Consider the following 11,563-nt stretch of genomic DNA (forward strand, 5'->3'; position numbering starts at 1 on the left):
CGTGCGGTGGGCTCAGAGGTTGGGTTTGGTGATCTGCAGGAGGCCGTCGCCGGCGGGCGACAGGGCGCTGACGACCGCTTCGGACGCGGAGATCTCCTGAACGAGCGAACGGAAGAGCCCTGTGGTCTCGTCCCGCTGCGCCGGATCGGCCACGCGGCCGCGCCAGAGCGCGTGCGGGACGAGCACCGTGCCGCCGGGACGCACCAGACGGAGTCCGTGCTCGACGTACTCGATAACCGATCCCGGGTCGCCGTCGACGAGGACGAGGTCGTAGGAGTTCTCGTTCATCCGTGGCAGGACGTCGAGCGCGCTGCCGGTGATGAGGCGGATGCGGTTGGTCGTGATGCCGGCCTCCGTGAACGCCGCACGTGCCTGCTGCTGGTGCACGATCTCGGTGTCGATCGACGTCAGCACCGCGCTCGTGGCACCGCGGAGGAGCCAGAGCCCGGAGACGCCGGTGCCGGTACCCACCTCGACGATGGACTCCGCGCGGGTGGCCGCGGCCACCACCGCGACCTGCGCGCCGATCGCCGGGGAGATCGGTTCGACGCCCAGTTCGTGCGCGTGAGCGCGCGCCGTGAGCATCGCCGCGCTCTCGACGACGACGTCGCCCGCGTACTTCCAGTTGAGATTGTGTTCTGACACCTTGCCTCCGGATCCCAGCGTATGGCCTGCAACTGCTCCGACAGCTGAGGCTCGCGCGGTAGTCTGATGTCGTGTTCGGTCTGACCTTCGACAAACTCCTCATCATCGGGGTCATCGCCGTGTTCCTGCTGGGTCCGGAACGGCTGCCGTACTACGCCTCCCAGCTGGCGCGACTCGTCCGCACCCTCCGCGACCTCGCCTCCGGCGCCAAGGACCGCATGCGCGAGGAGATGGGCCCGGAGTTCGACGAGGTCGACTGGAAGAAGCTCGACCCGCGTCAGTACGACCCGAGACGCATCATCCGCGAGGCACTCCTCGACGACGAGCCCCCGGTGACGCCGACGGTCGCGACGACCGCTCCGCTCGACGCGGCTCCCGCTGCCGCCGCCGCTGCTGTGGTTCCGTCGCTCGAGAAGCCGAAGTCGATCCAGGCGGCGACCGACGAACGTCTCCGCCGACTCGCTGCCGGAGAGACCGCCGCGCCCCCGTTCGACCTCGAAGCCACCTGAGCCCGCTTCGGTCGCGCACGTCCGACCCGGACGGCTCAGCTCGTGCTGAGGCCGAGACGACGACCGGCGAGGCCACGCGGCCTCGCAGCGAGCTGAGCGGCCAGCCGGAGGATCTCGGCGGCCGCGGGATCCGTCGGATCCGAGAGTACGATCGGCAGCCCGGCGTCCCCACCTTCCCGAAGCGGGACGCTGAGCGGAACCGAGGCGAGGAGTGGTACCGGTGCGTCCTGGCCGATCGACAACCGCGCTGCGAGCGCTTTGCCACCCCCTGAGCCGAACAGCTGCAGGACGCTGCCGTCGGGCTGCGGGAGACCCGCCATGTTCTCGATGACGCCGTGGACGCGCTGCCCGGTCTGACGCGCCACCACCCCGCTGCGCTCGGCCACTTCGGCGGCGGCCGGCTGCGGCGTCGTGACGACGAGCACCTCGGCGTGGGGGAGCAACTGGCCGATGGAGATGGCGACGTCCCCGGTGCCGGGCGGGAGGTCGAGGAGTAGCACGTCGAGGTCGCCGAAGAACACGTCGGTCAAGAACTGCTGGATGGTGCGGTGGAGCATCGGTCCACGCCAGGCGACGGCGACGGCGGTGGTACCGTCCGTCGGTGCGTCGATGAACATGCCGATCGAGACGACCTTCACGCCGTGGGCGACGGGTGGCAGGATCATGTCGCCGACCTGCGTCGGTTTGACGGCCAGGCCGTCCTCGACCAGGCCGAGGAGCCCCGGGATGGAGAACCCGTGGACGTCCGCGTCCACGAGGCCGACCCGCAGGCCACTGGCGGCGAGTGCGACGGCCAGGTTCGCGGTCACCGTCGACTTCCCGACCCCGCCCTTGCCGCTCGTGACGGCGTACACGCGGGTGAGGGAGTCCGGGCCGAACGGGATGCCGCGGGCGCCGCGGCCGCCTCGCAGGCGCTCGGTGAGTGCCTGACGCTCCGCCGTCGACATCACCTGGACGTCGACTGCGACGCTCGTCACCCCGGGAGTCGCCGCGGTGGCCTCACGCACGTCGCGCTCGATGCTCGCCGCTGCCGGGCAGCCGACGATCGTGAGCTTGATCGTGACGTCGGCGGCTCCGGTGTCGTCCACCGCGATCGGACCGACCATGTCGAGCTCGGTGATCGGTCTGCGGATCTCGGGGTCGATGACGCGGGCGAGCGCGGTCCTGATCCGCTCGGCGAGGCCGGTGTCAGCCGCGCCGGCGTCAGCCACGCCGACGCTCGGGCCCGTCGTGTTCGGGCTGGTCGGTGCGATCCCGATCGAGTTCCTCGAGGAGGGAGCGCAGTTCGGCGCGGATGAAGTCCTTCGACGCCATGTCCTTCAGGGCGAGGCGCAGCGCGACGACCTCACGGGCGAGGTACTCGGTGTCGGCGAGGTTTCGTTCGGACCGCTGCCGGTCCTGCTCGATCTGCACGCGGTCGCGGTCGTCCTGACGGTTCTGGGCGAGCAGGATGAGCGGAGCGGCGTAGGAGGCCTGGAGCGACAGCACGAGGGTCAGGGCGACGAAGCCGATGTCGACGGAGTCGAACCGGAGGGCGAGTGGCCCGTAGGTGTTCCAGGCGATCCACAGGATGACGAAGAGGGTGAGGCCGAGGAGGAACCACGGAGTGCCCATCGCGCGGGCGATCCACTCGGTGAACCGGCCGAAACGGTCGCGCGAGGCCGGGGCGCGTCGGATGGAACGGACGGAACTCCGAAGCCCCTTGGGAGCGTCGAGCCTGACCTCATTGCGGGGAGCTCGTGCCACGACCTGCCCTCCTTCCGTTCGATCCGAGCCGCTGTTCCGACGCCGGGAGTTCGTCGTTCTCGTCGATGCTGCGCCAGTCGTCCGGGAGCAGGTAGTCGAGGACGTCGTCGATGGTCACGACCCCGAGGAGCCGGTGCTGTTCGTCGACGACGGGCACCTGGACGAGGTTGTAACTCGCGAGGATCCGCGAGACCTCGGCGGCGGAGGTCCGTACGCCCACCGGATCGAGGCTCTGATCGAGCAGGGTCCCGAGGCGCTCGTGCGGCGGGTAGCGGAGCATGCGCTGGAAGTGCACCATCCCGAGGAAGCGTCCCGTCGGCGACTCGTACGGCGGCAGGGTGATGCAGACACCCGCGGCCAGGGCCGGCGCCAGCTCGGAGCGTCGGATCGACGCGAGGGCCTCCGCGACCGTGGCGTCGGCGGAGAGGATGATCGGCTCGGTCGTCATGAGGCCACCCGCGGTCTCCGGGTCGAACCGGAGCAGCATGCGGACGTCCTCCGCCTCCTCCGGCTCCATGAGCTCGAGGAGGTGCTCACCGCGGTCCTCGGGGAGCTGGGCGATGAGGTCGGCGGCGTCGTCCGGCTGCATCTGGTCGAGGACGTCGGCCGCGCGGTCGTCGTCGAGCTGGGCGAGGATCTGCACCTGGTCCGTCTCGGGCATCTCCTCGAGCACGTCCGCGAGGCGGTCGTCCGACAGCTCCTCCGCGACCTCGATCATCCGGTCGCGGGGGAGGTCGAGGAGGGTGTTCGCGAGGTCGGCCGGTTTCAGGTCGGCGTAGGTCGCGATGAGCTGCTCGGCGGACTGGGCCTCGCCGAGCTCCTGCTCCTCGCGCAGCTCGTTCCAGGTGGCGAAGGTCGTCGGGCCCTTCACGAAGGGGGAGGCCGTGGTCTTCGGGCGGCGGACGAACAGCTGCGACACCTGCCACTCGCCGGGGCCCTGCTCCTCGATGGCGACGTCCTCGATCGTCGCCTCCTCGCCGGTGGCACGGAACACGACGCGTCGGCCGAAGAGCTCGGCGATCACCCGCACCTCGCCACCGCGCTGCTCGAACCGGCGGACGTTGATGAGTCCCGTGGTGATGATCTGCCCGGCGCCGATGCTCGTCACGCGGCCGATCGAGACGAACACGCGGCGCTTGCCGGGGATCTCGACGATGAGGCCGACGACCCGCGGGGGTTTGCCGGTGCGGTAGACGACGAGCACGTCCCTGACCTTGCCGACACGATCGCCCGCGGGGTCGAAGACGGTGCACCCGGCGAGCCTGGCGACGAACACTCTGGTTGCACTCACGACTACTAACCTACCCGCCGGTGGTCGGCCTGGAGTGCCCGCTCCAGGCGGGGTGAGAGGATGGAGGTATGAGTGATCCGCGACAGTTCGGCCGGAAGGGCGCCCCGGCGCTCGGCGTCATCCCGCGAGGCGAGACGGTGGCCAGCTACGAGAGCTACGAGTCCGCGCAGGCCGCGATCTCATCGCTCGCCCACACCGATTTCCCGGTCAAGGAGATCTCGATCGTCGGCAGCGACCTCAAGAGTGTCGAACGGGTCACCGGGCGTCTCAGCTACGGGCGTGCGGCGGGTGCCGGTGCCGTCAGTGGTGCCTGGCTCGGTCTGTTCCTGGGACTCGTGCTCGTCATCTTCAACCCGGAGACGAACCTCATGCTGCTCGGTGCCGCGGTGCTCATGGGTGCGGCGTTCGGCATGCTCTTCGGCATCGTGTCGTACTCGGTGACCCGCAAGCGGCAGGAGTACACCTCGGCCACGCTCGTCGTGGCGACGCGCTACGACCTCATCGTCGGCGGTGAGCTCGCGAACCGCGCGCGCAACCTCCTGGAGCGCGGCCCGGAGACCGACGCGGGCTGATCCAGCCGCGTCAGGCTCCGAGCCGTCGCCCGGCGGACGGGCTCAGCGCGCGAGCCAGGCCTCGACCTCGTCCGCGGTGCGCGGGATGCCGGCCGACAGGTTCTCGGCGCCGTCCGCGGTGACCAGGATGTCGTCCTCGATCCGGACGCCGATGCCGCGGTACTCCTCGGGGACCGTGAGGTCGTCGACCTGGAAGTAGAGCCCCGGCTCGATGGTGAACACCATGCCGGGCTCGATCACGGCGTCGGCGTACATCTCGCGGCGGGCCTGGGCGCAATCGTGCACGTCGGTGCCGAGGTGGTGGCTCGTCCCGTGGACCATGTACCGCCGGTGCTGCTCGTTCTCCTTCAGGAGCGCTTCCTCGGCGGTGACGGGGAGCAGGCCCCATTCGGCGGTCTTGCGCGCGATGACCGCCATCGCGGCCGCGTGCACCTCGCGGAACCGGATGCCGGGGCGGACGATGGCGAAGGCCTCGTCCGCCGCCTCACGCACGGCCTCGTAGACCCGGCGCTGGACTTCGGTGAACGTGCCGGACACCGGGATCGTCCGGGTGATGTCGGCGGTGTAGTAGGTGTCGAGCTCGACGCCGGCGTCGATGAGGATGAGGTCGCCCGGGACGACCCGTCCGTCGTTGCGCGTCCAGTGGAGGATGCAGGCGTGCGGCCCGGCGGCGGCGATGGTCTCGTATCCGACGCCGTTCCCGTCGGCGCGAGCCCGTCCGGCGAAGACACCCTCGACGATGCGCTCGCCGCGCTCGTGCGCGAGGACCTTCGGGAGTTCGGCGATGACGTCGTCGAAGCCGCGGGCGGTCGCGTCGACGGCGAGACGCATCTGCGCGATCTCGTAGTCGTCCTTCACGAGGCGCATCTCGGACACGGCGCGCGTCAGGTCGTCGTCGACGTCGACCGTCAGGTCGGCGGCGTCGGCGGTGAACGCCGAGAGGTCGGCGGTCGCGACCCCGAGGTCGGCTGCCACCTGGGCGAGCGACGGACGCGCACCGATCCAGAACTCGCCGATCGCGGCGTTCGTGTAGAACTCGTCGGTGTCGCGGCCCGCTCGCTCGCGGAAGTACAGGGTCGCGGTGTGGCCGGACTCCTCGGGATCGAGCACGAGGACGCTGTCGGGCTCGGTGTCGGCTGCCCAGCCGGTGTAGTACGAGAACGCGGAGTGCGCGCGGTACAGGTAGTCGGTGTCGTTCGACCGCTGCTTCATCCCGCCCGCGGGGAGGACGAGACGCTGACCGGGGAACTGGGCCGACAGGCGTTCACGACGAGCCGCTGCGAGGCCGGCGGTCTCCCGCGGCTCCGGCAGAACCTCGGGGCGGTCTGCCCACCCGGTGCCGATGAAGGCACGGAAGCCCTCGGACCAGGCTGCCGCCCGGTTGGAGGTCGCCTCGGTCTGGACGGTGTTCGAACTGGATGTGTCTGCGGAAGTCGCCATGCCTCCATTGTCGCACTGCGTCCGCGACAGCCGACCGTCGCTCAGCTCGCCGTCCGGGGGAGCAGGGTCGCGACCACCGGGCGGTGATCACTGCCGGTGTCGTCGACATCGGTCAGGACGTGAGCTGACACGGTGACCCAGCCCGGTGTCGCCATGACGTGGTCGATCGGCGCGCCGAGGACGGTCGGGAGTTCGGTCGGCCAGGTACCGAGCCCGGCTGCCGCGTCGGCCGCGGCGGCGTCGTGGCAGGCGCCGAGATCGCCGACGCCGCGCAACCCGGCGAGGTGGTCGAGCGTCGCGTTGAAGTCGCCGGCCATGATCACGTCCCCGTCGTCGGTGCAGCGGCCGGCGAGATCGGCGAGTTCCGCGCGCCAATCGTCGAGCCGACTCGGCAGCGGGGCCGTGGTGTGGACGGCGACCAGGGTCGGCCCGCGACCGAGGACCGGATCGGCGATGAGGGTCTCCGAGCGCTCGATGGCGGTCGGGCCGGTCGCCGTCGGTGCACGGACCGCGTACTCGCCGAGTCCGGTGCTGATGAGCAGGCTGGTGCCGCCGGCGTCGGAACCGGTCGAATGCGCCACCATCGGCCGTCCGGCGGCGGTCATCGCGGCGGCGACGACCGTCGCGGTGTCGGAGGAGGTCTCCGGCAGGGAGACGACGTCGGCGCCCTCACGCACCGCGATCGCGGCGATCGTCCCGGGATCGACGGCGTCGCCCAGGGTGTTCCAAGCGAGGACCGTGACCTGATCCGCGAGATCGGTCGCCTCTCCGGCGACCATCTGGTCATCGATCCCGCGGTTGGCGGTGACGACGGCGCCGGTGACCGAGACCGCTGCGAGGACGACCGCCAGGACGAAGGGGAGCACGCGACGGGATCCCCGGACGAGGATCGCCGTCACGAGGCAGAGGAGGGCACCGCCCGCGGCGACGATCGCCACGAGGAGGCGGAACGCGCTCAGTTGGACGACGACCTGGGCCTGTTCGAGACCGAACAGTCCGGGGAGGACGGACACGACCAGCAGGGCCGTGGTCGCGATCGCGAGCACGGCCGCGATGACGCCACCGACGGTCTTCAGCACCCGCGTCAGCGTAGGCGAGCGGTCTGGGAGTCCTCGGGGCAGGACCTGCGACTAGGGTGGAAGCGTGGTGAGCGCTCGAGACATGCACGGCCCCGCCGATCTGCACACGCACTCGAGCGTCTCGGACGGCACGGAGACGCCGACGCAGCTGATGCGCGCGGCCGGTGCCGCCGGGCTCGGCACGATCGCCCTCACCGACCACGACTCCACCGCCGGCTGGGCCGAGGCGGCCGTCGAGTCGCGTCGCCAGGGCATCACGCTGCTCCCCGGAATGGAACTGAGCACCCGGTACGAGTGGCGGAGCGTGCATCTGCTCGCCTACCTCATCGATCCGCTGAACGGCGACCTGCTCCAGGAGACCGCGAAGATCCGGGAGTCCCGGCTCCGGCGGGCCGAAGGCATCGTGGCGCGCATCGGCGGCGACTACCCGCTGTCCTGGGCGGACGTCCTCGCGCAGACCCGCGAAGGGGCGACCGTCGGACGGCCGCACATCGCCGACGCCCTCGTCGCCCTCGGGATCGTGGCGGACCGTGGCGAAGCGTTCGACGGCATCCTGCATCCGCGCACCGGGTACTATGCGCCGCACTACGCACCCGACCCGCTCACCGCGGTCAAGCTCGTCCGCGCCGCCGGTGGCGTACCCGTGATCGCCCATCCGGTCCCGGCCGGCCGCGACCGGATGCTGCCCGAGCCGTACTTCCGCGAGCTCGCCGATGCGGGCCTGTTCGGGCTCGAGATCGAGCATCGCGAGAACACCGAGGAGGGGAAGGTCGTCGTGCGCCGGATCGCCTCCGAGCTCGGCCTCGTCGCGACCGGTTCGAGCGATTATCACGGGACCGGGAAGCCGAACCGCCTCGGCGAGAACACCACGGACATCGACGTGGTCCGACGCATCGTGGCCGAGGGCACCGGCTCGGCGCCCCTCCTGCCCGACTGATCTGCGGCGCGTCCGGAGTGCCCTTCGACACGCTCAGGGACCGGGGTGTGCTTCTCCCGGTGACTCGGTTCGAGCTGGGTGTTCCGATGTGGCCTCTTCCGGTCACTGAGCTTGTCGAAGTGCTCACGGGGTTCTCGCGGCTCCGAGCGCAGCGCTCGCGACATGCCGAACGCCCGCATCCCGAAGGATGCGGGCGTTCTGCGTCGAGGATCTACGCCGTCGGTGCCGGGGGTGCGGTGCGGCGCGTCCGGCTCCGGCGCCGGGGAGCGCTGTTGCCGTCGCGGTGCTCCGGACCGTGCCCGTCGTGGGTGCCTGCTGCGGGCGCGCTGCGGTCGACGGTGTCGGTCGAGGCGGCGTCGTGCGTCCGCGAGTGGGCGCGGGTGCTCGGCTGGGACTCGAGCCGCGTGCTGGTCGGCTGCGTGCGGTCGCTTCCGCGTCCGCCGCGCTCACCACCGCGACCGCCACTGGTCCGCGAGCCCTCGCGTCCGCCGCCGGCCCGCGAACCGTCGCGTCCGCCTGCGCTCCGCGAACCCTCGCGCCGCGGAGCGGGCTCGACGGCCTTGGCGGGCTTCAGTCGGCCCTTCGTGCCCTCGGCGATCCCGAGGTCGGTGAACAGGTGCGGGCTCGAGGAGTAGGTCTCCGTCGGCTCCGGCTGACCGAACTCGAGGGCACGGTTGATGAGTGCCCACTTGTGGAGGTCGTCCCAGTCGACGAACGTGACGGCGATACCCGTCTTCCCGGCGCGGCCGGTACGGCCGACGCGGTGGAGGTACGTCTTCTCGTCCTCGGGGATCGTGTGGTTGATGACGTGGGTCACGTCGTCGACGTCGATGCCACGGGCGGCGACGTCGGTGGCGATCAGGACGTCGCGCTTGCCGGCCTTGAAGGACGCCATCGCGCGCTCGCGCTGTTCCTGGTTCAGGTCGCCGTGGACTGCCGCGGCGTTGAACCCGCGGTCGGTGAGCTCTTCGACGAGCTTCGCGGCGGCACGCTTCGTCCGCGTGAAGATGACGGTCTTGCCGCGACCCTCGGCCTGCAGGATGCGCGAGATCACCTCGTCCTTGTCGAGCGAGTGCGCGCGGTAGATGAGGTGCTTGATGTTGGCCTGCGTGAGCCCCTCATCGGGGTCGCTCGCGCGGATGTGGATCGGCTTGCTCATGAAGCGGCGGGCCAGGGCCACGATCGGACCGGGCATGGTCGCCGAGAAGAGCATCGTGTGACGCGCGGCGGGAGTCTTGGAGAAGAGCTTCTCGATGTCGGCGAGGAAGCCGAGGTCGAGCATCTTGTCGGCCTCGTCGAGCACCATCTCGGTGATGCCCGAGAGGTCGAGGAGGCGCTGGTTGTTGAGGTCGATGAGTCGGCCGGGCGTACCGACGACGATCTGGGCGCCGGCCTTCAGCTGCTCGATCTGCCCCTCGTAGGCCTTGCCACCGTAGATGGAGACGAGCGTCGTGGACCGGTTTGAGATGAGGATCTCGATGTCCTCGGACACCTGGACGGCGAGCTCACGGGTCGGGACGACCACGAGGGTCTTGACGCCGGGAGCCGGGTCGAGGCCGAGGCGCTGGACGATCGGGATGCCGAACCCGAAGGTCTTGCCCGTGCCCGTCTTGGCCTGGCCGATGATGTCCTGGCCGGCGAGCCCGAGGGGGATCGTCTGCTCCTGGATGGGGAATGGTTCGATGATGCCCTTGGCGGTGAGGGCGTCGACGATGTCCTGGTCGACACCGAGATCAGAGAAAGTCACGGAGATACCTGTCAGTGCAGTCATGGTCTACACCTTCGATTGCACACAGGTGTAGGGCCCCGATCCGACGCCGGGGCTCGGCTATTCTACCCGGGACGTCCCGAGAGGCCGCTGGGCGCGCGGGACACGGCGATCGGCGCGCTGCGGATAGGGTGGTCGCATGGCTCGTTGGTTTGCACGACGTCGGCGTCCCGGCACCCAGACGCCTCGTCTGCGCTCGCGGGAGGACGCCGTCCAGGCGACCCGCGTCGACCTCCACGAGCTCGCGCCCAGCACCGCGGACTACCTCGGTCAGGTGGCGCAACTGCAGCTCGGCTTCTTCATGACGCTGTCGTTCGCGGTCGAGCACGCTCCGAACGACGCCGATCGGGAGATCGTCGCCGAGGCCGCCGCCACGGCGCTGCGCAAACACCAGGCGCTACTCGCCTGGCTCCGCCGCACGAGCGACGACCCGGGCGCCGTGCTCGAACCCTACGCACGCACGCGCGACGAGTTCCAGGCGATCCTGCGCACGGGCACCTGGGACGAACTCCTGCTGGGCGTCCTCGTGGCACGGGGTTTCCTCGACGAGTTCTTCGCGCAGCTCGCGCGCGGCCTGGACGGGGCGGACGCCCGTGACCTGGCCGCGATCGTCGCACCGGGTCCGGAGGAGGACCCGCTCGTCGGGATCCTGCACCGGGTGATCGCGTCACACCCCGAGCGCGCTTCGACGCTCGCGATGTGGGGCCGCCGGTTGCTCGGCGACACGATGCTCGTCGCCAGGTCGGCCCTCGTGACCGAGAGCAAGGCGCTGCCGGACGACGCCCGGGTCGAACCGGTCTACACGGAGCTCATCGCGAACCACACCAGACGGATGGACGCGCTCGGGCTCACGGCCTGACCGGTCGTACCCTCCGACACGACGACGCCGCCGCTCCGGGTGGAGCGACGGCGTCGATCGATCGAGCGCCTCGGGTCAGGCGGCGACGCCCTGCTGCAAACGGGTCAGCATCGCCTCGTCCGACGAGGTGCGGACGCGGACGAGCACGAGGTCGACCGCCACACTCACGACGACGGACGCGCCGAAGGCGAGCACCCAGATCCAGCCGCCGTCCCACGCCATGCCGGCCCATGTCGCCGCGACCCAGACGACGGCGGCGACGAGCGTCGCGACCGCCGGGATGAGTGCGGCCCCGTGCTGGTCGCGGCCGGGCAGGAGGTAGCGGACGGCGAGACCGAGGATGGCACCGCCGAGCACGACGAAGAGGAGTTCCACGGTCAGCCGACGAATCCGATGCGGCGGGACTCCTCGGTTCCGAGCTCGACGTAGCCGATGCCCGCGGTCGGGATGAGGTAGCTGGTGCCCTTGTCGTCCTTGAGCGCGAGCAGCTTGGCGTCCGTCTCGAGCGCGGTCGTGACCGCCTGCTCGATCTCCGACGCCGGCTGCGAGGTCTCGAAGCCGATCTCGCGAGGGCTGTTGAGGATTCCGATGCGAATTTCCACCTTGAGTGCCTTTCGGTTGCGTAGGGCAAGACTACGGGAGTCGTGGTCCTCCGACCGGCGCGGGTCGGCTGCTGTCAGCGAACAGCGGAACGCCGGTCGGCCGTCGCGGTGATGT

General features: G+C 70.5%; 13 protein-coding genes. 4 read left to right on the forward strand and 9 right to left on the reverse strand.

Going from position 1 to position 11,563, the window contains the following annotated elements:
• Nucleotides 1–12: 12 nt before the first annotated feature.
• Nucleotides 13–645 (reverse strand): O-methyltransferase, encoded by a 633-nt coding sequence (locus tag QRN19_RS13645; RefSeq protein WP_285027487.1) that lies wholly within the window; start codon nt 643–645, stop codon nt 13–15.
• A gap of 71 nt (nt 646–716) precedes the next feature.
• Here QRN19_RS13645 and QRN19_RS13650 point away from each other — a divergent pair, with 71 nt between their 5' ends.
• Nucleotides 717–1,154 carry a twin-arginine translocase TatA/TatE family subunit gene (locus QRN19_RS13650; RefSeq protein ID WP_285027488.1) on the forward strand — a complete coding sequence of 146 codons (438 nt, stop codon included), beginning with the start codon at nt 717–719 and terminating at the stop codon, nt 1,152–1,154.
• Nucleotides 1,155–1,189: 35 nt separating this feature from the next.
• Here the strand turns inward: QRN19_RS13650 and QRN19_RS13655 are convergent, their stop codons facing one another.
• The 3 genes from QRN19_RS13655 to QRN19_RS13665 are packed head-to-tail and all read right to left on the reverse strand — an operon-like array spanning nt 1,190 to nt 4,191.
• Nucleotides 1,190–2,365, reverse strand: coding sequence for an Mrp/NBP35 family ATP-binding protein (locus QRN19_RS13655; RefSeq protein WP_285027489.1), 1,176 nt, complete (start codon nt 2,363–2,365; stop codon nt 1,190–1,192).
• The gene (locus QRN19_RS13660; RefSeq protein WP_071261025.1) at nt 2,358–2,900 is read right to left on the reverse strand and encodes a DUF1003 domain-containing protein; all 543 of its coding nucleotides are present in this window, start codon (nt 2,898–2,900) and stop codon (nt 2,358–2,360) included. Before QRN19_RS13660 ends, QRN19_RS13655 begins: the two co-directional genes overlap by 8 nt.
• A complete protein-coding gene (locus tag QRN19_RS13665) occupies nt 2,878–4,191 on the reverse strand; it encodes a magnesium transporter MgtE N-terminal domain-containing protein (protein WP_079705545.1) in 1,314 nt (437 codons plus the stop codon). Before QRN19_RS13665 ends, QRN19_RS13660 begins: the two co-directional genes overlap by 23 nt.
• Before the next feature lie 68 nt (nt 4,192–4,259).
• Between QRN19_RS13665 and QRN19_RS13670 the strand changes: the two genes are divergently transcribed.
• On the forward strand, nt 4,260–4,763 hold the full coding sequence (locus tag QRN19_RS13670; protein WP_079705546.1) for a YflT domain-containing protein: 504 nt from the start codon (nt 4,260–4,262) through the stop codon (nt 4,761–4,763).
• 42 nt (nt 4,764–4,805) lie between these two features.
• Here the strand turns inward: QRN19_RS13670 and QRN19_RS13675 are convergent, their stop codons facing one another.
• Together QRN19_RS13675 and QRN19_RS13680 are read right to left on the reverse strand one after the other, a co-directional pair.
• Nucleotides 4,806–6,203: an aminopeptidase P family protein gene (locus QRN19_RS13675; RefSeq protein WP_285027491.1), complete on the reverse strand. Its 1,398-nt coding sequence runs from the start codon at nt 6,201–6,203 to the stop codon at nt 4,806–4,808.
• 41 nt (nt 6,204–6,244) lie between these two features.
• Nucleotides 6,245–7,282 (reverse strand): endonuclease/exonuclease/phosphatase family protein, encoded by a 1,038-nt coding sequence (locus QRN19_RS13680; RefSeq protein WP_285027493.1) that lies wholly within the window; start codon nt 7,280–7,282, stop codon nt 6,245–6,247.
• 64 nt (nt 7,283–7,346) lie between these two features.
• On the opposite strand from QRN19_RS13680, the gene QRN19_RS13685 reads away from it, so the two are divergent.
• Nucleotides 7,347–8,219: a PHP domain-containing protein gene (locus QRN19_RS13685; protein WP_502928235.1), complete on the forward strand. Its 873-nt coding sequence runs from the start codon at nt 7,347–7,349 to the stop codon at nt 8,217–8,219.
• 211 nt (nt 8,220–8,430) lie between these two features.
• On the opposite strand, the gene QRN19_RS13690 is transcribed toward QRN19_RS13685, so the two are convergent.
• Nucleotides 8,431–9,990 carry a DEAD/DEAH box helicase gene (locus QRN19_RS13690; protein WP_285027494.1) on the reverse strand — a complete coding sequence of 520 codons (1,560 nt, stop codon included), beginning with the start codon at nt 9,988–9,990 and terminating at the stop codon, nt 8,431–8,433.
• A 136-nt stretch (nt 9,991–10,126) separates the two neighbouring features.
• On the opposite strand from QRN19_RS13690, the gene QRN19_RS13695 reads away from it, so the two are divergent.
• Nucleotides 10,127–10,846 carry a ferritin-like fold-containing protein gene (locus QRN19_RS13695; protein WP_285027495.1) on the forward strand — a complete coding sequence of 240 codons (720 nt, stop codon included), beginning with the start codon at nt 10,127–10,129 and terminating at the stop codon, nt 10,844–10,846.
• Nucleotides 10,847–10,921: 75 nt separating this feature from the next.
• On the opposite strand, the gene QRN19_RS13700 is transcribed toward QRN19_RS13695, so the two are convergent.
• Nucleotides 10,922–11,221: a hypothetical protein gene (locus QRN19_RS13700; RefSeq protein ID WP_285027496.1), complete on the reverse strand. Its 300-nt coding sequence runs from the start codon at nt 11,219–11,221 to the stop codon at nt 10,922–10,924.
• Nucleotides 11,222–11,223: 2 nt separating this feature from the next.
• Nucleotides 11,224–11,448: a DUF3107 domain-containing protein gene (locus QRN19_RS13705; protein WP_285027498.1), complete on the reverse strand. Its 225-nt coding sequence runs from the start codon at nt 11,446–11,448 to the stop codon at nt 11,224–11,226.
• Nucleotides 11,449–11,563: the final 115 nt, after the last annotated feature.

The organism is Plantibacter sp. ME-Dv--P-122b (assembly GCF_030209375.1).
GTDB lineage: Bacteria > Actinomycetota > Actinomycetes > Actinomycetales > Microbacteriaceae > Plantibacter.